The sequence below is a fragment of the Amycolatopsis australiensis genome (assembly GCF_900119165.1).
In the GTDB taxonomy this organism is placed as follows: domain Bacteria; phylum Actinomycetota; class Actinomycetes; order Mycobacteriales; family Pseudonocardiaceae; genus Amycolatopsis; species Amycolatopsis australiensis.
The window spans coordinates 6,387,030-6,407,401 of record NZ_FPJG01000006.1; the positions used below are offsets into that span (position 1 = coordinate 6,387,030).

Here is a 20,372-nt window from a genome sequence, read left to right on the forward strand (position 1 = left end):
GTGGGCCGCGCCGAATACCTGCTCGTCCTCGGCGCCTGCGTGCTCGTGACGCTGCCGCTGGAGCTGGCCGGCGCCCGGGTGTACCGCCGGCCGGCCCGGCTGGCGCGCGCCGTCCTGCCGGTGGCGCTGGTGTTCCTGGTGTGGGACGCCCTGGCCATCGCGGCGGGTGTCTGGGACTTCGACCCGGCGTTCGTCTCCGGGCTGCGCGTGCCGTTCGGGATCCCGCTCGAAGAAGTGCTGTTCTTCGCCGTGGTGCCGATCTGCGGGGTGCTCACCTACGAGGCCGTCGGGCTCACCGGACGGCTGCTGCGGCGGGTGCGACGCTGATGCCGTGGGGTTACACGGTTCCCGCGGCCGCCGCCGTGCTCACGGTCGTCGCGGCCGAGCTGTGGCTCCTGCGGACCGGCCTGTTCCGGCGGCCCGCGTACTGGGTCACGATGGCGATCGTCGTCGCGTTCCAGATCCCGGTCGACGGATGGCTCACCAAGCTGTCCGCGCCGATCGTCCGCTACTCCCCCGGCGGCATCACCGGCTGGCGGTTCCCCTGGGACATCCCGGTGGAGGACTTCCTGTTCGGCTACGCCCTCGTCACCGCGGTCCTGCTCCTGTGGGAACGCGGGAAGCCGCGAAAGGACCGTGCATGAACCCCGACGGCCTGCCCCGCACCGAAGTGCCGGCGGCGTTCGACGCGGGCGCCGCCGCCTACGACCGGCTCGTCGGGCTGAACCCCGGCTACCACCGCGACCTGCGGATTTCGGCGCGCCGGCTGCTCGGCCGCGGCGGACGGCGGATCCTCGACGCCGGCTGCGGCACGGGCGCGTCCACGGCCGCGCTGCTGGCGGTCGCTCCGGGCGCGCGCGTCACGGCGATCGACGCGTCGGCCGCGATGCTCGCCGAGGCCCGCGCGAAACCCTGGCCGTCCACTGTGGACTTCCGGCACACGCCGGCCGAAGAGCCGCCCGAGGGTCCGTTCGACGCGATCTTCGCCGCGTACCTGGTCCGCAACCTCGCCGACCCCGACGCGACGCTGCGGCGGCTGCGGGGGCTGCTGCGTCCCGGCGGGACGATCGCGCTGCACGAGTACTCCGTGCGCGACTCCCGCCGCGCGCGCTGGGTGTGGAACGCGGTGTGCGGCGCGATCGTGATCCCGCTCGGGCGCGTCGCGACCGGCGACGCCACGCTCTACCGGCACCTGCGCCGCAGCGTGCTGGCGTTCGACGGGCTCGCCGACCTGGGCGACCGGCTGTCCCGGGCCGGCTTCACCGACGTCCGCACCGGCACCGTGCCCGGCTGGTCGCGCGGGATCGTCCACACGGTCCTGGGCACGGCGCCGTGAGCGCGGGACGCGACCGCCGGGCGGAGACGCACCCGGCACCCGGCGGGGTTCCCGACGCCGGGCTGCTCGGCCGCCGTCCGCGCGCCGCCGTCGTCGGAGGTGGCATCGCGGGGCTCGCCGCGGCGACCGGGCTGGCCGAACGCGGGGTCGCCGTCACGCTGTTCGAGCGCGAAGCCCACCTCGGCGGCCGCGCCGGCGGCTGGCCGGAGCGGCTCCCGGACGGCACCGCGGTCACGATGAGCCGCGGCTTCCACGCGTTCTTCCGGCAGTACTACAACCTGCGGGCGCTGCTCGCCCGCACCGACCCCGGCCTGGACCGGTTCGCCCCGGTGCCCGACTACCCGCTGGTCGACCCGCACGGGCGCACCGACACGTTCGCGGGGCTGCCGCGGACGCCGCCGGTGAACGCGCTCGCGTTCGCCCTGCGCAGCCCGACGTTCCGCGCCCGCGACCTGCTGCGCCTCGACGGGCGGCGGGCGCTGCCGCTGGCCACGGTACGGGTGCCCCGCGTCTACGAGCAGCTCGACCACCTCGACGCCGCGTCCTTCCTGAGCGCGATCAACTTCCCCGCGGCGGCACGGCACCTCGCGTTCGAGGTGTTCTCACGCAGCTTCTTCGCCGACCCCGGCGAGCTTTCGGCGGCCGAGCTGGCGACGATGTTCCACCTGTATTTCCTGGGTTCGTCCGAAGGGCTGCTGTTCGACGTGCCGGCCGAGCCGTTCCCGCAGGCGCTGTGGAATCCCCTGGCCGAGTACCTCGCGGGGCGCGGCACCGACATCCGCTGCGGGACCGCCGTGGACGGGATCGTCCGGGCGGACGGCGGGTTCCGGGCCGGCGGTTCACGGTTCGACGCCGTGGTGCTGGCTTGCGACGTCCCGGGGCTGCGCCGGCTGGTCGCGGCGTCTCCGGAGCTGGGTACGCCGGCGTGGCGCGCGGCGATCGACGGCTTGCGCACGGCACCGCCGTTCGTGGTGCGGCGGCTGTGGCTCGACCGGCCGGTCGCGGCGGACCGGCCGGCGTTCCTCGGCACCGGGGGTCTCCCGCCACTGGACAACATCAGCGTCCTGGACCGGTACGAGGGCGAAGCCCGCCGGTGGACGCGACGCACGGGCGGCTCGGTGGTGGAGCTGCACGCGTACGCGTCGGACGGGGCGGGGCTCGACAAGCGCCTGCACGAGCTGTACCCGGAGACGGCGGGCGCCCGAGTGCTGGGGGAAATCACGCTGACGCGGCAGGACTGCCCGCTGTTCCCGGTCGGCGGTTTCGCGCACCGGCCGGGTGTCGCGACGCCCGAGCCGGGTCTGGTTCTGGCGGGCGACGCGATCCGGGTGGACCTCCCGGTGGCCTTGATGGAACGCGCGGCGACAACGGGCTGGGCGGCGGCGAACAGGCTGCTGACGGAGTGGGGCGTGGCGGGCCACCCGCTGCGCACGGTCCCGAACCACGGACGGCTCCGCTGGCTCGACCGCCTCACCCGGGCCAGCCCGGACACAACCTGACGGGCGGCGGCGCTCGGCCCGGCCACCGCCCCGCGGCCCGCCGGGCACAACCCGACCGGCAGCGACCGCTGGGACCGCGGCCGCCGCCCGCCGACGGGCCGGGTGAGGGCTCAGCCGGTGATCCGGACGATGACCTGCTCGTTGGCGTAGGAGTAGCCCTCGTAGCTCACCGACACCCCGGTGCGCTCGACGTACTCCCGCAGCGCCCGGTACTCGTGCTCCTGCCAGCCCGGGAAGTTGAAGAACTCGTCGAACACGAGCACCGAGCCCGGCCGCAGCCGGGGGCCGACCAGGTCCAGGACCGTCTTCGTGGAGCTGTAGAGGTCCGCGTCGACGTGGACGAAGTCGACCGGTCCGGGGTGGGCGTCGAGGAAGCCCGGCAGGGTGTCGGAAAACCAGCCGACGACCAGTTCGGCGCCGGCGACGTCGGGCAGCCCGTCGACGCTGAAGCTGCCCGCCGGGAAGTCGACGCGCCAGTCTTCGGGCAGGCCCTCGAAGGAGTCGAAGCCGAACACGCCGCCGGAGGTCCGGGCGGCCGCGATGATCTTCAGTGTCGAGCCGGTGTAGACGCCGAATTCGAGCGCCATACCGCCGGTCGGCGCGAGGGAAAGCGCGTGTTCGAGGGTCCGGTGCGGATCGTCGAACCGCGGCGCGTCGGGCATGTGGGCCCGGACGAATTCGGCGGATTCGTGGGCGGCTTGCCGGTCGGCCGCGTAGACGACGTCGCGCCGCGTGCGGATCTCGAACTCGATGAGCCGGTCGTAGATCCGCCGGTTCTCGGCCCGCAGTTCGGCAAGCTGCTCTTCCTGCCGTCTCAGCAGAGGGACGACGGCGTCCGTGACGGCGTTCATCAGCCGTGCCCGGATCGGTTGCAGCAGTCGGTCCCGCCAGGATGTGCCCATTGCCGAAGGGAGTCCTCTCGTCGCAGGCTGCGGAGTATAAGGCATCTGCCGAAGCGCGTTGCGAGACTCCGCCCGCCGGGCGAAATGTCCGACCTCAGCGTTCTCTCAGGAAACGCGCCGCCCGTCATCGGACGCCGGCGTCCGGGCGGCGTCGAGGATGAAGCCCCTCGCGGAGGCGGCCGCCGGCGGAGACCTCGGCAGCGGGCGGGCGATGGGCGTGGCCTGCGACAGTTCGGCGACGCCGGGTTCGCGGCCGGTGAGCGTCGGCTTTCCGGAGCCGGGCCGCGCGACGATCGCCAGGGCCTTCGTTCGCTCAGCTTCCCCTCAACAGCCTTGTCCTAGTCTCGATCGTGGCGCACCGGTTCGGGACGGGAGGTCTGATGCCAGCAGGCGTGATCGTGGCCGTGATCTGTTCCCTCGGCACCGCCGCGTTGCTCGTGTGGGGACCACGGCTGATCTCGGCCGGCATTTCGACGGAGCCGCACGCGCATCTCCCGCGGCCACCCGTGGCTGCGGCTGAGCAGCCTCGTGACCGACCTGCCGGCCGCCCGCGCCGGTGAGGCACCGGGCCGCACCCGCGTCCGGGCTTCCCGCTCCTACCTGTCCTTCACCAACGCGACGGCCTTCAGCCCGACCGACGTCCTGTTCAAGTGACGGCGGCGTGGCGCGTAGGGTACCGGCGCCGGCAGGCGCAGCAGGACGCCGAACTTGCCCGGCCCGTGGTGGCGCAGCGCCGCGACCGCTTGGGGCTCGTTGCGGGCGCAGTTGGCCAGGATGCCGAACAGCGCCATGGTGGCCAGGATCGACGATCCGCCGTAGGAAACCAGCGGCAACGTCACCCCGGTGACCGGCAGCAGCCCCACCACGTACCCGATGTTGATCGCCGCCTGGGCCACGACCAGCAGGGTCAGCGTGCCGGCGACGATCCGGATCCACGGGTCGAGGTTGCGGCGCGCGATCCGCATCCCGGCGATCGCCACGCCCGCGTACAACGCGATCACGAAGACGCAGCCGACGAAACCCAGCTCCTCGCCGATGAGCGCGAAGATGAAATCGTTCTGCACACCCGGCAGGTAGCCCCAGTTCGCGCTGCCCCGGCCCAGTCCCCGGCCGAAGAAGCCGCCGTCGGCCAGCGCGTACAACGCCTGGGTCGTCTGGTACGCATCGGCGCTCGGATCCGACGAGGCCGACAGGAACGACAGGACGCGCGCCGTCCGGTAGCCGGCACTCAGGGCGAGAACGGTGAACCCGGCGGCCGCGCCCACCAGCAGTGCGGCGAACAGCCGCGCCGGGATGCCCGCGAACCACAGCAGGCCCAGCATGACGATGCCGAGGGTGATGGTGCCGCTGAGGTTGGGCTGCGCCATGACGAGCGCGAACAGCACCAGCGTCACCGGCACCACGGGGACCATCAGGTGCCGCCACTTGTGCAGCAGGTGGTGCTTGGCGACCAGGACGTGCGCGCCCCACAGGGCGAGCGCCAGCTTGGCCAGCTCGATCGGCTGCACGGACTGCCCGGCGATGACGAACCAGCGTTGCGCGCCGCCACCGGTCGACCCGAGCGGGGTCAGCACGGCGACCAGCAGACCGGCCGACAGGGCCATCGCCTTCCCGGCCAGCCCGCGGATCTTCGCGATCGGCATCCGCAAGGCGAGCCAGAACACCGCGGCACCCAGGCCGACGTAGGTGATGTGCTTGAAGAACAAGCTGTACTGGCCACCGCCGGTGCGCGGGTCGTAGGACGACACCGACGAAGCGCTCAGCACCATCACCAGCCCCATGACCACGAGAATCCCCGTCAGGGCGAGCACCAGGTGGAAGGACGCCAGCGGGCGCGTCAGCCAGCCGACCAGTCCTTCGCGCACGGCGCTCATCCGTGACGCGGCCGTGCCGTCGCGCGCGGCGGACGGCGATCCGGGTCGGGCCGTTGGCAATGGACACTCCTGTGGTTCGGCGCTTTCCCGGACCGTAGCCGGGCCCCGCTGACAGGAGGCTGAGAAAGCGGCCCGGGGTGCGCCGAACCGTCAGCCGATGCCGAGCACGGACTCGGCCGTCGTCCAGTCGGTGAGCATCGCGTCCTGGGCGGCGGTCAGCGTGACCCGGCCGGCGCAGACCGCCTTTTTCACCGCGTTCTCGACGGAGTCCTTGGTGTAGGAGTTCTCACTGCCGGCGTGCGGCTCCGGCCACAGGTTGCGTGGATCCCGCGGCGCGCCGCCGAGTTCGAGGGGCAGGAAGTGGTCCTCTTCGTAGTCGGACATCGCGGTGTCGGCGTAGCCGTAGTCGCGGATGCCTTGCTGTTTCAGGCTGTTGGTGTAAGTCGTCGGCGGGCGGATCGTCGCCGTCCAGCCGGACACGCAGATCGTCGAGCCGATCGTGGCCTGGGTGACGTCCGGGTTGAGCGCCCCGGGGGTGCAGGCCGGGTCCGGCAGCGGCAGATCAGCCTGCGAGCACGTCGAGGTGACCGTGCTCGCGTGCGCCGCGGGAGTGGCAACGCAGGCCAGGACGAGAGCGGCCACGGGCGCGACGGACCGCAAAAGGGTGACGGACATGGGAATCCTCCGGCAGCGGCGGGGACGGTGGACCGGACGCGTCCAGAGTCGGCGCCGCACGTGCCGGTCACCACCTACGTCGGTAGGGAATCGCCCGCCGACCAAAGTAGGTGGGGGTCAAAACGCCGGACCCGACGAAAGTCTGAGGCGGTTCGCGACGAAAGTCGGGCCCGCTCGCCCGTCGATTCGTCCCGTTCGAGTCCGAAGGGGACGGCCTGGCCGAATGGTCCGCGGACCATTCGGCCGAACCCCCGTGGTGGCAGCCGATGCCGATTGCGTCACCGCCGTCCACGAGCCTCCGGCGACTGTATAAACAGGACACCCATGGGATCCCCTGCCGATCGTCCGCATTCCCCCAGGAGGGATCGATGCGCCGTCCGTCCCGAAGAATCCTCGCCGTCGCCGGCTTCGCGGCACTGGCCCTGACCACGCCCGCCGTGCCCGCCACGGCATCGCCGGCCACCGGCACCACCGTCCACCCGACCGAACACGTCTGCGCCCAGGTCGCGAAACCGGGCATGGCGACGTGTTTCGCCGAACGGCAGACCGACACCATGCGCGCCGCGCTCGCGCCGAACGCCCTGCCGAGCGGGTTCGGGCCGTCCGGGCTGCGCTCCGCCTACAACCTCACGGCGAGCGGCAGCGCGTCCGCGACGGTGGCCATCGTGGACTCCAACGACGACCCCAACGCCGAGTCCGATCTGGCCACCTACCGCTCGACCTACGGCCTGCCCGCCTGCACCACGGCGAACGGCTGTTTCAAGAAGGTCAACGAAAACGGGCAGAGCAGCCCGCTGCCGGCCGCCGACAGCGGCTGGGCCGGGGAGATCTCCCTCGACGTCGACATGGTCTCGGCGATCTGCCCGAACTGCCACATCCTGCTCGTCGAAGCGAACCAGCCGAGCATGGCCGACCTCGGGACCGCCGTGAACACCGCCGTGTCGATGGGCGCCAAGTACGTCTCCAACAGCTACGGCGGAAGTGAAGACGGCACCGAGCCCAGCTCCGACTCGAGCTACTTCCACCACCCCGGCGTCGCCATCACCGCCAGCACCGGCGACAACGGCTACGGCATCAGCTACCCGGCCTCGTCCCAGTACGTCACCGCCGTCGGCGGGACCTCGCTCACCCAGGGCGGCGGCACGCGCGGCTGGACCGAAACGGCGTGGAGCGGCGCCGGCAGCGGCTGCTCGACCAGCGTCACCAAGCCCGCCTTCCAGAACGTGAGCACGGGCTGCGCCAAGCGGGCCGACGCCGACGTCTCCGCCGTCGCCGACCCGCAGACCGGCGTCGCGGTGTACCAGACCTACGGCGGCAGCGGGTGGGCCGTCTACGGCGGCACCAGCGCGTCCTCGCCGATCATCGCCTCGGTCTACGCGCTCGCCGGCACGCCCGGCGCGTCCGACATCCCGGCCGCGTACCCCTACTCGCACGCCGGCAACCTGAACGACGTCACCTCGGGCAGCAACGGCAGCTGCTCGGTGACCGTGCAGTGCCAGGCGGGCGCGGGGTGGGACGGCCCGACCGGGCTCGGCACCCCGAACGGCACCGCGGCCTTCACCGCGGGCACGTCCACCGGGGGCGTCACGGTGGCGAACCCGGGCAACCGGACCAGTGTCACGGGGACCGCGACGAGCCTGCAGCTGTCCGCCTCGGGCGGCACCGGCAGCTACACCTGGACCGCCACCGGCCTGCCGGCCGGCCTGTCGATCAGCACCTCGGGCCTGATCTCCGGCACGCCGACCACCGCCGGGACCTACTCGGTGACGGCCACCGCGAAGGACTCCTCCGGCGCCACCGGCAGCACCACCTTCACGTGGACGATCACCTCGTCGGGTGGCTGCTCCGGCCAGAAGCTGGCCAACCCCGGCTTCGAAAGCGGCGCGACGGCGTGGACCGCGTCCAGCGGCGTGATCACCACCTCCGCCGACGGCGAGGCGCCGCACTCCGGCACCTACCTCGCCTACCTCGACGGCTACGGGACCACCCACACGGACACGGTTTCCCAGTCGGTCACCATCCCGGCCGGGTGCCACGCGACGCTGTCGTACTACCTGCACGTCGACACCGCGGAAACCACGACGACGACCCAGTACGACAAGTTGACGGTCAAGGCGGGCTCGACGACGCTGGCGACGTACTCCAATCTCGACCAGGCGAGCGGCTACCAGCAGCACTCGGTCGACGTCTCGGCGTTCGCCGGGCAGACGGTGACGCTGACCTTCACCGGCACCGAGGACTCGTCGCTGCAGACCTCGTTCTGCCTCGACGACACCGCGCTGACGGTGAGCTGATCCCCGTGCCGTGCCGGTCCGCCGACCGGCACGGCACGGTTTCACCGGTCGCTCAGCGGCGGGCGCTCAGCGCCCCGCGTTTGACGATCCCGATCACGCCCGTCGCGACGAACAGCACCGCGCCGACGATGATCAACCAGAAGAGCCCCTTGACCACGATGCCGAGCACCACCAGAACGGCCCAGATCACCAGCAAACCCACCAGCAGTCCCATGAGGACTCTCCTTCCACACCGTCGGCTCCGGACGCAGCGGACATACCCGCCGCCCGGGTGGTTCACGCCCGGTGCCGTGGCCACGCTCTCAGCGTCCTCACAGGAGAACTCCGCGAAGGTGGCACGAGGCCGAAAGGAGGCCGGCGTGCGGACGTCCGCGACAGCGCTCACAGTGGCCTTGACCTGGGCCGCGGTCACGGGCTGCGCAGCGGCTCCCGCCGGGCCGCATCCCTTGGCCCCGCCGATCCCCGGCGACCCGATCGACCTCACCGCGTTCACGGCGTCGCCGTGCGGGCTGCTGGACGCCGGCCAGCTCGCGCACTACTACGTGACAGCACCCGGCACCGTGCAGCACGCGGCATGCGTGTGGCAGCCCGGGGACACGACGGGCCTGACGTACGAGGCGTCCGTCGACACCACCGGCGGCGGCCTCGAATCCCTGTACCGGCACCGCGCCACCGTGAACGGCTTCGACCCGGCGACGGTGCACAGCTACCCGGCGATCCACCGCGACAGCCACGCCGGCCGGTGCACCGTCCAGGTCGGCGTCGCGAACGACACGCTGCTGACCGTCGTCGTCGAGGCCACCGACACCGCTCTCAGTGCTCATCAGGACCCTTGCGGTGAAGCCGACCGCTTCGCCGGAAGCATCGTCGGCTACCAGGGGCACCGCGCGCCTTAGCCGCGGCGGCCGGCTCTCACGGGAGCAGGCCGAGGCGCCGCGCCTGCGTCACGGCCTCCATCCGGCCCCGGGCGCCCAGCTTGGCGAGAAGGTTCTTGACGTGGTCCTTCACCGTGTAGACACCGATGCCCAGCCGCTCGGCGACGGCCTGGTTCGGCAAGCCCGTGGACAGCAACGCCAGCACGTCCTGTTCCCGTGCCGTCAGGTGGGGCGCGTCCGCCGGCGCCGGCTCGCCCACCAGCAGGCCCGCGGTGTTCAGCAGGCGCTCGCGTAGCCGGGGGTCGCCGACCTCACCGGCGAGGGCCCGCAGGTCCGCGTAGGCCTCCGCCACCCGTGAACGCCGCATGCTGTCGTCGGCGGCGTGCCGGTCCCGCAGCCGCCGGAGGACGTCGGTGACGGCCAGGTCCTGTTCGAGGGCGCGCGCCTCGTGCGAAACCGCGTCGAGCAGGCGGCCCATCTCCTGCTGGCTGGTGCGCAGGGCGACGTAGAGCACCGCGACCGTCCGCCGCGCCACGACCACCGGGGCCGCCGCCATCGCCCGCAGCGCCTCCGCCCGGATGACCTGGTCGTAACGGTGCGTGATCGCTCGTGAAGCGACGTAGTCACGCAGGGACAACGCGCGCTGCTGGTAGGCGACCCGGCCGCCCACGCCTTGCCCGGCGCCGAGCAGGACTCCGCGCAGCGGCCCGACCACGGGACCGTCGAACGCGTTCAGCAGCACCCCCGATCGTGTGACCTGCCCGGCGAACGCCAGGTTCACCCCGGTCCCGGCGCGCAGCCGGGCCAGGGCCGCGGTCACCGCCGGGGCCAGCGGGTCGACCCCCCTCTTCGGAGGGTGGGCAGCAGCGTCGCTCACGGCGACAGTGTGACCCGGCCGGTGAGCCGCTGACAATCACCCGCCGTCCGAGCCGGACCAGAGAAGCCCCGGAGAGCCTGATGCAGCCTGGAACTCGCGATGTACCGCCGGTCGTCGACGCCTGGCTGGCGGCGTACGACACCGCCGAGGCGGACGCCGCCCACCTGCTGTGCGACCGCCACGACGCCGAGGCCGTCGCCTTCACGTTCGTCGAACCGGACCTCACCTCGCGCGATGTCACGTACGGGGAACTGGCCGACCGGTCCCGGCGGCTCGCCACCGTCCTCGCCGGGCGGGGCGTCGCGCGGGGTGACCGGGTGCCGGTCCTGATGGGCAAGCGGCCGGAACTGGTGACGACGCTGCTGGCGATCTGGCGGCTCGGCGCCGTGCACGTCCCGCTGTTCACCGCGTTCGCCACCGGCGCCATCCGGATGCGCGTCGAAGCCTCCCGGGCCCGGCTGGTCGTCACCGAGCCGTCGCAGCGGGCGAAGCTCGACCCTGTCCCGGGCATCGACGTCCTCGAGACGGGCGAAGCGTTCGACCGGCTCCTCGACGCCGCCGAGCCCCTCGCGACGTCGGTCGCGGCCGGCGGGCACGGGACGATGCTGCAGCTGTTCACCAGCGGCACCACCGGAAAGCCGAAGGGTGTCCCGGTGCCGGTCCGCGCGCTGGCGTCCTTCCACTGCTACCTGCACTACGGGCTGGACGTCGGCGAGGACGACGTCTTCTGGAACGCGGCGGACCCCGGCTGGGCGTACGGCCTCTACTACGGCATCCTGGCCCCGCTGGCCGCCGGGCGCCGCAACCTGCTGCTCACCGCCGGTTTCACCCCCGAGTCCACAGTGGCCGTCATCGAGAAGTTCGGGGTCACCAACTTCACCGGCGCACCCACGATGTACCGGGCGCTGAGCAAGAGCGGCCTGGCCCGGGACCTCCGCCTGCGCCGGGCCTCTTCGGCGGGCGAACCGCTGACGCCCGAGGTCGTCGACTGGGCCCGCGAAGCGCTCGGCGTCGAAGTCCGCGACCACTACGGCCAGACCGAGCTCGGCATGGTCATCAACAACCACTGGCACCCGGACGTGGCCCGGCCGGTCAAGCCCGGCTCGATGGGACAGCCCATGCCCGGCTACGCCGCCGGCACCGTCGACGGCCAGATCGCCGTCGACGTCGCAAACAGCCCGCTGCTGTGGTTCACCGGCTACCACGAGGAGCCCGGGAAGACGGCGGAGCGGTTCACCGCCGACCGGCGCTGGTACCTCACCGCCGACTCCGGCCGGATCGACGAGGACGGGTACTACTTCTTCACCGCCCGCAACGACGACGTGATCCTGGCCGCGGGCTACCGGATCGGGCCGTTCGACGTGGAGAGCGTGCTGATCACCCACCCGGCGGTCGCGGACGTCGCGGTCGTCGGCCGGCCCGACCCGGAAGGAGTCCGCGGCGAAGTCGTCGAAGCCTTCGTGGTCCTCGGCGGCGAGGCCGAGGCGAACGACGAGCTGGCGCGGGAACTCCAGCAGCTGGTTCGGGACAAGTACTCCAAGCACGCCTACCCGCGCACGGTCCACTTCGTCGACGCGCTGCCGAAGACCCCGAGCGGCAAGGTCCAGCGGTACCTGCTGCGGCAGCGGTGACCGGCGCCTGGCCGGTCACGGCCAGCTCCAGCGCATCCCCCGGATGCCGGGCCCGACGCCGGTGGCGAACTGGTGGGCGGGCGAAGCCGGCGACAACGGAACCGCGGTGACGTCCCGTTCCCGGTCCCCACGGGCGTCCAGCCGGTAGGCGTGGCATGCCGCCGGCAGCGCGTCGCGGGCGAAGTGGACCTCCAGCAGGTGCTCGGCCACCGGGTGGCGGAAGCGGCGGTCGTAGCTCGTGTCCGGCACGCCGTCGGTGTACTCGAACTCGTACTCCAGGATCGCCGTCTCCCCCACCGCCATCGACCGGCCCGGCACCAGCTCGCTGAGCACGAAACCCGGCTCCGGCAGCACTTCGGTGCGCACCGGCCGGCAGTACCGCGTCGCAACCAGCCGCGGCGGGCGTCCCGGAACGCAGCCGCGCAACGCCACCACCCTCGCCTGCACCGGTTCTTCCACCGCGCGGACCACCTCGCGCACCCGCAGCCGGGTGAGGCATCCGCGGTCGTCGACGTGCAGCGCCTCGTGCAGGCTGAGCACCAGCAGCGACGTCTCGTCGGCCGCGTCGAACGAGTGCAGCACCGGCAGGACGTCGTTGCGGGGACCCCACAACCGCTCCCACCGCACGGGGTCCGGGGCGCCCGGCGGCCCCGGCCGGGCCAGCAGCTCGATCAGCGAACGCGCCGGCACGCCGAGGACGTCCTCCAGCACCGCCACCGCGCGCAACGACTCCGGCCGTTCCGGGCGGGTCCGGCCGGTGCGCCAGTAACTGAGCGTCGTGGTGCTGACCGGGACGCCCGCCGCCGCCAGCCGGCCCCGGAGGCGGGCGAGTCCCAGCCCGCTGCGGTCGATGGCCAGCGACAGCGCGCGGCTGAACGGGCCGGCGGCCAGTGCCTGCGCCAGCTCCCGCCCGGGAGCTTCCGGCGGCACCGCGAACATCGGCATCGGCGGTCCTCGGCGTCGGTGCGGAGAAACGGGTGCCGTCCGGCGGGTCACGCCGTCGCGGCCGGAGCGTCCGGTGGTGCCGGACCGGCACCGGTCTAACAGCCGCGGGCGGCGGCTGTCAGCCGACGAACGTCGGCGGACCACCGCGCAACCCGCCGAAAGAACCGTCTTGTTCCGTTGATCGGCTCGGATCCTCGGACGGTTACCAGTGTCGCACCGGCCGCTTACGTTCGGTGAGTCCCCACCGGTTCTTCCTGGCGAAGGAGTCCCCATGCGCAAGTCCTCCGGCCGGTTCGCCCGCGCCGCCGCGGCGCTCGCCGGTTCGTGCGCCGCGTTCGCGACGCTCGCGGCCGCCCCGGCGTCGGCGACCACCACGGTCACGCCGATGCCGCCCGGCGCCCAGCCGTCGATCATCGATGGCAGCACGGCCCAGAACCCCGGTTACATCACCCGGTTCAACGGCCACGCCAACGGCTACACGTTCTTCTGCACCAGCACCTTGATCGGCGCACGCTGGGTGCTGACCGCCAAGCACTGCATGTACGACAACACCGGGTCGCGCCTGAGCGACATCGACCTCTACATCGGCTCGAACAGCGCTTCCGGTGGCGTGCACGCGAAAGCGTCGTCGACGTACGTGTACTCCGGCGGCGACCTCGCGCTGATCAAGCTGGACACGACCGGCGGCAGCACGTTCTCCCGGCTCGCGAGCAGCTCCTCGGACGCGCAGGTGGGCGACGCCGCCCGCGTCTACGGCTGGGGCGCCACCCAGGCCACCGACGAAGGCAACCACCAGTCGTCGGTGCTGAAGCAGGCCTCGGTGCAGATCTCCGACACCTACGCCGACGACTACTTCGGCGGCCCGGGCATCGCCGCCGACACGCTCGACGGCGCCGTGGCCGGCGGCGACTCCGGCGGCCCGATGATCGACGACGGCGTGCAGGTCGGCGTGTGCTCGACCAGCGACCGGTCCAGCACCACGACCTACGCCGGCGTCGCGGCGGGCCGCGACTGGATCCGCCGGATCACCGGCATCTGACGGGCAGGGGCGCCGGCCGGCGGGATCCCCGGCCGACCGGCGCCCAGGCGAGAAAGCGCTTACCCGGCCGTCCTGCGATGGAAGCCGGCGAGCTGGCCGGAAGAGCTGCCGCCCCGGTGGTCGCAGGCCCGGGCAGGCGGTCGCCGATCGGGCGCCGGCTCGGGGAAGTCACCGGAGCGCCGGAACAGCTCGCCGGCGTGCTGGACCAGGAGGAGGACCTCGCGGTGGTCCAGTGGCTGTGTCACCAGGCCGCGCCGGCGTGTCGGTCACGGCGGAGGACGTTCCCCCGCTGCGCCGTCGGCGGACGGTAGCCGTAACGCCGCAAATTCGGGGTACCCGGAGGCCGGACGAAGGGGGGTGCTGCGGATGGCGGCACAAGACAGGCCGACGTCGGCGCGGCGGCTGGCCGGCTCGGGCAGGCGACGGCCGGCGCAGCCGTCGAGCGTTCTTCCGTGGTCGCTGCGTGTCGCCGCCGAGGCGGCCTGGCGGTTCCTGGTCGTGGTCCTCGCCGTTGGCGTCATCGGCTGGCTGTGCGGCTACCTGGCCGCCGTCACCGTGCCCGTCGGGATCGCGCTGCTGCTGGCCGCCCTGTTCGCGCCGCTGGTCGACCGCCTGGTCCGGTGGCACGTCCCGCGTGGTCTCGCCACGGTGATCGCCATCGTCGTCGGGCTGGTGGTCGTCGCCGGGGTGCTGACCCTGGTGATCACCACCGTCGTGGGCGCCCTCCCGCAGCTGCAGAGCCAGGTGAGCACCAGCCTCACCGACATCAACTCCTGGCTGCAGCGCGGGCCCTTGCACCTGACCCACGACCAGATCCAGCGCCTGCTCGACAACACGATGAAGAGCATCCAAGGCGACACCTCCCAGCTCGCCGACCGGGCGCTGACCACGGCCGCCACGGTCGGGAGCACCCTGACCGAAGCACTCCTCGCGCTGTTCACGCTGATCTTCTTCCTCTACGGCGGAGCGCAGATCTGGCACTTCACGCTGCGCATCGTGCCCGCCGACATCCGCGATCGCACCGACGTCGCCTGCCGGCGCGGCTTCGCCTCGCTGGTCAGCTACGTGCGCGCCACCGTCGCCGTCGCCTGCGTCGACGCCCTGTGCATCGGCATCGGCATCTGGCTCGTCGGGGTGCCGCTCGCGGTACCGCTGGCCGCGCTCATCTTCATCGGCGCGTTCATCCCCATCATCGGCGCCGTCGTGACGGGCGCGGTCGCCGTGCTCGTCGCGCTGGTCACCAACGGCTTCGTCGCCGCGATCATCGTGCTGGCCATCGTGATCGCGGTCATGCAGCTGGAAAGCCACGTGCTCCAGCCCCTGCTGCTGGGCCGCGCCGTGCGCCTGCATCCCCTGGCCGTGGTGGTCGGCATCGCCGTCGGCGTGGAGGTCGCCGGGATCGCCGGAGCCCTCCTGGCCGTGCCGATCCTCGCCGTCCTCAAGTCCGCGGTCGGCTCGCTGCTGCGCGACCCCCACGAGCTCCCACCGGGCGACGTCGACGCGCTGCAGCCGATCGAAGCGCGCCCGGCACCCGACCGGGAGGAGGAACCGGAAGAAGCCGGCGACGCCTCATCGGAGCAGCCCCGGGCCTGACGAATTCCGGTGAGATTCAGCGGTGCGTGAATCGTTTGGTGCCCCCGCCCCGGTGGCGGCATGCTGGTCCGGGCCGGAGGGGGCGAGGGTGTGATCGAGTTCGAGCTGAGTGTCGACGCGCTGGGGGCCACGCGGTGGGGCTACTCACCGCTCGGCGAACTCGCCTGCAGCCTGCGAGCGCCCGTGGCTCGCGCCTTCACGCCGTGGCTGCCGCGCGTGCCCGCGGACGATCTGCTGCGGCTGGCGGTCCCCGAGCGCGGGCTCGTTCCCGACTTCCTGTACCCGGCCGAAACCGACCCTGGCGTTTCGCTGGACGACCAGCTCGCCGGCCTCGCCTCGATGCCCGTGTCCCAGTACGAGGCCGAGCTGGCGGAGTGTGGGCACCCGAGCCCGTTCCGGCTCCGCTGCGCGGCGGAAGCGGCCGGACCCGCTTGGTACAGGCACTGCGCGGCTACGCCGAGCACACGCTGGCTCCGGTTCGTTCACACCTGCGTGCGGCGCTGGACGCCGAGATCGCGTACCGGGCCGAACGTGCGTTGCGCGACGGTCTCCACGGCCTGTTCACCGACCTGCACGCCGAAATCCGCGTCGACCGCGGGCGGCTCGTCATCGCCAAGGAGCACCACGCCTGCGCCGGCGTGGCAGGCACCTCGATCACGCTGGTGCCGTCGGTGTTCGCCTGGCCGCGGCTGATCGTCGTCGACCGCTCTCCGGCCACCGTCCAGCTGCACTACCCGGTGCGCGAGATCGGCCGGACCTGGCTCGACGCCGGCTCGGCGGGCCGGAACGAGGATCCGCTGGCCGCCCTGATCGGCTCCACGCGCGCGCGCATCTTGCGGGAACTGGCCGTCCCCCGATCGACCAGCCAGATCGCCCGCCTGCTCGGCACCAGTCCGGGCGGGATCAGCACCCACCTGTCCACGTTGCGCCGCAACGGCTTGGTCACCGCGACGCGGGACGGGCGCAGCGTGATCTACCGGCGCACCACGCTCGGCGCGTCGATCGCCACCGTCAGCAGCGACATCGGCGAAGCGCGCTGAACCACCACGAAAGTGAGGAGAGAATCCATGGCCGCCCTTCGTATCGCGACCGTCGTCGCCATGGCCGCCGGGACCATCGCCGGTCTCGGTGAATCCGCTCTCGCAGCCACCGCGGCACCGGCCTCGGCGTCCGCGTCTTTCCAGGGCCCGTACGTCAGCTACGACCAGTGTGAACGGGCGCAGGACGCCTTCTTCAGGACGCACCGGGGCTGGAAACTCGTCGGCGACTGCTACGACGACGCCTACTACGGCGGCTGGGTCTTCGTCGCCGAGCCTCGTTGACCCGGCTACAGCGTTCGCCCGCACCAGGCTCGGCCGCGTCGAGCGGACGGTGAGGTCGCAATCCGGCCAGCATCGTCCAGTGCCGCTTTGTAGGTTTTCCGGTGTGAAATCCGCACCAGCCACAAAGACCGGGACTTCATTACGTGGTCCTGTCGTCCTGTTCATGTCGCTTGCCGCCGCGCTCGGGACGTCGGCCATCTACCCACTGCAGCCCGCGATGGCCGATGTGGCGGATTCGCTGGGTGCGCAAATCGCCGGGGTCGGCGGCGCGCTGGCGTTGGGGCCGGTCGGTTATCTGGCCGGACTCGTTCTTCTCGTGCCTCTGGTCGACCGGCTGTCGCCATCGCGGGTACTCGCGACCCAATTCGGGGTCTTGGCCGCCGCGTTGGCGTTGAGCGCCACTGTGAGTGACGTGGTCTGGCTGGGGTTCCTGATCGGCGTGGCGGGAGGCGGTCGGCGCGGGGCTCAGTTCGCTGGCGGGCCGGCTCGCCCCTCCGCGTCGGCGGGCGACGATCCTGGGCACGGTGACCGCGGGAATCTCGGCCGGGATCCTCGCCGGCCGGATCGCCGGCGGCCGGCTGGCCGACGAGATCGGCTGGCGCGAAATGCTGCTGGTGTTCGCCGCCGCGTGCGTGCTCGCCGCGGTGTGCTGCTTGGTGTTCCTGCCCGCCGGACGCGCGTCGGCCGATCGCCGATATCTGACGACTCTCCGCTCTCTTCCCGGGTTGTTCGTCGGATACGCCGCCCTGCGAATCGCCGCGTTCCGCGGCGCGTTGTGGTTCTTCGCGTTCTGCGCCATGTGGGCCGGACTCGCGGCAGCCCTCTCAGCGCCCCCGTACTCGTATTCCGCCGAGCGAATCGGCCTGTACGCCTTGGCCGGAATATCCGGCATTCTGGCAACTCAAGTCGCCGGAGCCTGGACCGACCGGGTCGGCGCCCGCAAGGTGATCCTGGCCGGCCTGGTCCTGGCGTGCGCAGCCGCGATCGTCGCCGGCTTCACGCTGGCGAGCACCGTCACGACTCTCGTCTGCCTTGCGCTCTTCGACGCCGGGCTCTTCGCTGCCCAGGTCGCGAACTAGAGTGTCGTCCTCGCCATCGCCCCTGCGGCGCCGGCACGGTTCAACAGCGCGTACATGGTGGTCTACTTCGTCGGCGGAAGTCTCGGCACAGCCTTCGGCGCGGCAGCAGCCGAATGGGCCGGCTGGCCGATCACGGCCGCGGTCACGGCATCCGCGGCCGGAGCCGCAGCGCTGACGACCGCGATCGCCCGTCCAGTGCCCTGAGGCGGCCGCGCCTGGTACTGGCAGACCCAGGTTGCGCCGGACCTGGTCCACCGGCACGGCCGCCATACGATCAAAACCATGACGAACAGCATGAAGGCGGTCAGCATCCCCGAGTTCGGCCCGGCCGAGGTCCTGCGGCTCGGCGAGGTGCCGGTTCCCGAACCCGGCCCGGGCGAGGTCTCCATCGACGTCGCCTACGCCGGAGCCAACTTCGCGGAGATCCTCTACCGGCAGGGTGTCGTCGACGTCCCGCTGCCCTTCGTCCCCGGAATCGAGGTCTCCGGCCGGATCCGGGCGCTGGGTGAAGGCGTCGAGGGACTGCGGGTGGGCGAGCCGGTCGCCGCGCTGACCATTGTGGACAGTGGTGGTTACGCCGAGGTCGTCACCACCGGCGCCGCGTTGGTCGCGCCGCTGGGCGACGCGGGGTTCGAGGTCGGGGCGGCGGTGCCGTCCAACAGCACCACCGCGTTCCTGGTGCTGGAGCGCGTCGCCCGGCTGGACCGCGGGGAAAGCGTGCTGGTGCACGCCGCCGCCGGCGGGGTGGGCAGCCAGCTCGGTCAGGTGGCCCGGCTGCTGGGCGCCGGCCGGGTGGTCGGCACGGTGGGGAGCGAAGCGAAGATCCCGGCGGCGAAGGCGTTCGGCTACGACGAAGTCGTCCTGCGCGACGACGTCGCCGGCACCGGCGAGTTCGACGTCGTCGTGGACATGGTCGGCGGCCCGGCGCGCCGGGCGAGCCTGGACCGGCTGGCGCCGATGGGGCGGCTGGTGGTGCTGGGCAACGCCTCGGGGGCCGAGGACGTCGGCATCTCCGCGAACGAGCTGTGGTTCACCACCAAGACGGTGTCCGGCTTCAACCTGGCCGCGTTCTCGTCGGTCGCCCCGGACGTGGTGGGCCGGGCACTGCGCCGCGCCATCCGGGCCGTCGCGGACGGCGACCTGCGCGTGGAGGCCGAAGCGCTGGGATTGGACCAGGCCGTGGCCGCGCACCACCGGATCGAGTCCGGCTCGACGACGGGCAAGCTGGTACTCCGGGTGCGGTGACGACGTTGCCGCACCGATGCCCTGGACCGCCGATCGTCAGCGCTCCCCGAGGTCGATGACGACCTTCCCGTGCACGTGCCGCCCCGCCTGGAGTTCGACGGCCGCGCGGATCTGCTCGACCGGAAAGCCGGCCGCGATCGGCACCCGCAGCCGGCCCGCCGCCACCAGGCCGGCGATCTCGTCGATGGCGCCCGGGGCCGCGTTGGCGCCGTTCGCCGGCGTGATCCCGTCGACCTGGGCGGCGATGGTGGTGATGCGCTCGTCGGGCACGCCGAGCTCGCGGGCCGCGTGGACCGTGTCCGTCCCGTGCAGGTCCACCGCCGCGTCGACACCTTCGGGGGCCAGCGCACGGACCCGGTCGACCAGGCCATCGCCATAGGTGACCGGCTCGGCCCCCAGTGCTCGCAGGGCGCCGGCCGAGGTCGCCGACCCCGTTCCGATCACTCGCGCGCCCGCGAGGCGCGCGAGCTGGACGGCGAACACGCCCACCCCGCCTCCCGCGCCGCCGATGAGCACCGTGTCACCCGCGCCCGGTTTGACCACGGCCAGCGCCGCGGCCGCCGTGCAGCCCGCGATGGCGAGGGTGGCGGCGGTGCGGTCGCCGACACCGTCCGGGGTGCGGTGCGCCTCCCCGCCGACCGCGATGGTCCCCGTCTCCTCGACGACGACATAGTCGGCGACGGCGCGGGACAGGACGCCACCGAACACCCGGTCGCCGACGGCGAACGCGCGCACGCCGTCCCCGACCTGATCGACCACGCCGGCGAAGTCGGTGCCGAACCCGCACGGCAGGCTCAACCCGAACCGCGCGGCGGTCTCCGCGTCGGAGGTCATGAACCAGTCCATCGGGTTCAGCCCGGCCGCGGTGACGCGCACACGGATCTGCCCCGCCCCGGCCTGCGGCACAGGTACCTCGCGGAGGCGCAGGGCCGCCGGCCCGCCGAACGACTCGAACTGGACCGCCCGGCCCGTGGCCACCGGTTCTTTCATGCTCACCCATCTCCTGGAACGGCTCGTGGAGCACGTAAACGGATCCTGCTTCGGTTACGTGCTCCACGGTAGCACAAGTGGAGCACGATCCGTTTCGGTCGCCGCAGCGGCGCCCCGGCCGGTGGCGAAGATCCACGGCCCCCACCGGCGCGCCGTCGCCATCAGGTGTGTCGCCCAGGAAAGCGGGTAGCCCGCG

At 72.4% G+C, this 20,372-nt stretch carries 22 protein-coding genes; 14 read left to right on the forward strand and 8 right to left on the reverse strand.

Features of this window, described 5'->3' with window-relative positions; translation table 11 throughout:
• The 4 genes from BT341_RS31145 to BT341_RS31160 are packed head-to-tail and all read left to right on the forward strand — an operon-like array spanning position 1 to position 2,835.
• On the forward strand, positions 1–327 hold the full coding sequence (locus BT341_RS31145) for a lycopene cyclase domain-containing protein (RefSeq protein ID WP_072479658.1): 327 nt from the start codon (positions 1–3) through the stop codon (positions 325–327).
• Positions 327–644 carry a lycopene cyclase domain-containing protein gene (locus BT341_RS31150; RefSeq protein WP_072479659.1) on the forward strand — a complete coding sequence of 106 codons (318 nt, stop codon included), beginning with the start codon at positions 327–329 and terminating at the stop codon, positions 642–644. The genes BT341_RS31145 and BT341_RS31150 overlap by 1 nt, the downstream gene beginning before the upstream one ends.
• Positions 641–1,336: a class I SAM-dependent methyltransferase gene (locus BT341_RS31155; protein WP_072479660.1), complete on the forward strand. Its 696-nt coding sequence runs from the start codon at positions 641–643 to the stop codon at positions 1,334–1,336. Before BT341_RS31150 ends, BT341_RS31155 begins: the two co-directional genes overlap by 4 nt.
• Positions 1,333–2,835: an FAD-dependent oxidoreductase gene (locus tag BT341_RS31160; RefSeq protein ID WP_072479661.1), complete on the forward strand. Its 1,503-nt coding sequence runs from the start codon at positions 1,333–1,335 to the stop codon at positions 2,833–2,835. The genes BT341_RS31155 and BT341_RS31160 overlap by 4 nt, the downstream gene beginning before the upstream one ends.
• 110 nt (positions 2,836–2,945) lie before the next feature.
• Here the strand turns inward: BT341_RS31160 and BT341_RS31165 are convergent, their stop codons facing one another.
• The 3 genes from BT341_RS31165 to BT341_RS31175 all read right to left on the reverse strand — a co-directional run bounded on the left by BT341_RS31165 (position 2,946) and on the right by BT341_RS31175 (position 6,286).
• Positions 2,946–3,686 carry a class I SAM-dependent methyltransferase gene (locus BT341_RS31165; RefSeq protein ID WP_245805169.1) on the reverse strand — a complete coding sequence of 247 codons (741 nt, stop codon included), beginning with the start codon at positions 3,684–3,686 and terminating at the stop codon, positions 2,946–2,948.
• Positions 3,687–4,333: 647 nt separating this feature from the next.
• On the reverse strand, positions 4,334–5,611 hold the full coding sequence (gene ftsW, locus BT341_RS31170) for a putative lipid II flippase FtsW (protein ID WP_084743047.1): 1,278 nt from the start codon (positions 5,609–5,611) through the stop codon (positions 4,334–4,336).
• 150 nt (positions 5,612–5,761) lie between these two features.
• Entirely contained in the window at positions 5,762–6,286 is a 525-nt protein-coding gene (locus BT341_RS31175; protein ID WP_072479663.1) for a hypothetical protein, read from the reverse strand.
• A 368-nt stretch (positions 6,287–6,654) separates the two neighbouring features.
• On the opposite strand from BT341_RS31175, the gene BT341_RS31180 reads away from it, so the two are divergent.
• A complete protein-coding gene (locus BT341_RS31180) occupies positions 6,655–8,580 on the forward strand; it encodes a putative Ig domain-containing protein (RefSeq protein WP_072479664.1) in 1,926 nt (641 codons plus the stop codon).
• Positions 8,581–8,632: 52 nt separating this feature from the next.
• Here BT341_RS31180 and BT341_RS44535 read toward each other — a convergent pair whose 3' ends face one another.
• Positions 8,633–8,794 carry a hypothetical protein gene (locus BT341_RS44535; protein WP_143168684.1) on the reverse strand — a complete coding sequence of 54 codons (162 nt, stop codon included), beginning with the start codon at positions 8,792–8,794 and terminating at the stop codon, positions 8,633–8,635.
• A gap of 145 nt (positions 8,795–8,939) precedes the next feature.
• Here BT341_RS44535 and BT341_RS31185 point away from each other — a divergent pair, with 145 nt between their 5' ends.
• Positions 8,940–9,476 (forward strand): DUF3558 domain-containing protein, encoded by a 537-nt coding sequence (locus BT341_RS31185; protein ID WP_177328932.1) that lies wholly within the window; start codon positions 8,940–8,942, stop codon positions 9,474–9,476.
• 16 nt (positions 9,477–9,492) lie between these two features.
• On the opposite strand, the gene BT341_RS31190 is transcribed toward BT341_RS31185, so the two are convergent.
• Positions 9,493–10,332, reverse strand: coding sequence for a helix-turn-helix transcriptional regulator (locus tag BT341_RS31190; RefSeq protein WP_072479666.1), 840 nt, complete (start codon positions 10,330–10,332; stop codon positions 9,493–9,495).
• Between the two features lie 80 nt (positions 10,333–10,412).
• Between BT341_RS31190 and BT341_RS31195 the strand changes: the two genes are divergently transcribed.
• Complete coding sequence (locus BT341_RS31195; protein WP_072479667.1) at positions 10,413–11,963, forward strand: AMP-binding protein; 1,551 nt, start codon at positions 10,413–10,415, stop codon at positions 11,961–11,963.
• A gap of 15 nt (positions 11,964–11,978) precedes the next feature.
• Here the strand turns inward: BT341_RS31195 and BT341_RS31200 are convergent, their stop codons facing one another.
• The gene (locus tag BT341_RS31200) at positions 11,979–12,908 is read right to left on the reverse strand and encodes a hypothetical protein (RefSeq protein WP_072479668.1); all 930 of its coding nucleotides are present in this window, start codon (positions 12,906–12,908) and stop codon (positions 11,979–11,981) included.
• Between the two features lie 271 nt (positions 12,909–13,179).
• Here BT341_RS31200 and BT341_RS31205 point away from each other — a divergent pair, with 271 nt between their 5' ends.
• Together BT341_RS31205 and BT341_RS31215 are read left to right on the forward strand one after the other, a co-directional pair.
• Entirely contained in the window at positions 13,180–13,947 is a 768-nt protein-coding gene (locus BT341_RS31205; protein WP_072479669.1) for a S1 family peptidase, read from the forward strand.
• A gap of 366 nt (positions 13,948–14,313) precedes the next feature.
• Positions 14,314–15,540 carry an AI-2E family transporter gene (locus BT341_RS31215; RefSeq protein ID WP_072482283.1) on the forward strand — a complete coding sequence of 409 codons (1,227 nt, stop codon included), beginning with the start codon at positions 14,314–14,316 and terminating at the stop codon, positions 15,538–15,540.
• A gap of 144 nt (positions 15,541–15,684) precedes the next feature.
• On the opposite strand, the gene BT341_RS45580 is transcribed toward BT341_RS31215, so the two are convergent.
• The gene (locus BT341_RS45580; RefSeq protein ID WP_072479671.1) at positions 15,685–15,924 is read right to left on the reverse strand and encodes a hypothetical protein; all 240 of its coding nucleotides are present in this window, start codon (positions 15,922–15,924) and stop codon (positions 15,685–15,687) included.
• Between BT341_RS45580 and BT341_RS45585 the strand changes: the two genes are divergently transcribed.
• The 5 genes from BT341_RS45585 to BT341_RS31240 all read left to right on the forward strand — a co-directional run bounded on the left by BT341_RS45585 (position 15,915) and on the right by BT341_RS31240 (position 19,186).
• Positions 15,915–16,580: an ArsR/SmtB family transcription factor gene (locus tag BT341_RS45585; RefSeq protein ID WP_084743049.1), complete on the forward strand. Its 666-nt coding sequence runs from the start codon at positions 15,915–15,917 to the stop codon at positions 16,578–16,580. The genes BT341_RS45580 and BT341_RS45585 overlap by 10 nt on opposite strands.
• Before the next feature lie 27 nt (positions 16,581–16,607).
• On the forward strand, positions 16,608–16,862 hold the full coding sequence (locus BT341_RS31230; RefSeq protein WP_072479673.1) for a hypothetical protein: 255 nt from the start codon (positions 16,608–16,610) through the stop codon (positions 16,860–16,862).
• Positions 16,863–17,377: 515 nt separating this feature from the next.
• A complete protein-coding gene (locus BT341_RS46815; RefSeq protein WP_245805370.1) occupies positions 17,378–17,941 on the forward strand; it encodes an MFS transporter in 564 nt (187 codons plus the stop codon).
• 54 nt (positions 17,942–17,995) lie between these two features.
• On the forward strand, positions 17,996–18,145 hold the full coding sequence (locus BT341_RS46820) for a hypothetical protein (protein WP_245805170.1): 150 nt from the start codon (positions 17,996–17,998) through the stop codon (positions 18,143–18,145).
• A gap of 78 nt (positions 18,146–18,223) precedes the next feature.
• Complete coding sequence (locus tag BT341_RS31240; protein ID WP_072479674.1) at positions 18,224–19,186, forward strand: quinone oxidoreductase family protein; 963 nt, start codon at positions 18,224–18,226, stop codon at positions 19,184–19,186.
• 36 nt (positions 19,187–19,222) lie between these two features.
• Here the strand turns inward: BT341_RS31240 and BT341_RS31245 are convergent, their stop codons facing one another.
• Entirely contained in the window at positions 19,223–20,176 is a 954-nt protein-coding gene (locus tag BT341_RS31245; RefSeq protein WP_072479675.1) for an NADP-dependent oxidoreductase, read from the reverse strand.
• Positions 20,177–20,372: the final 196 nt, after the last annotated feature.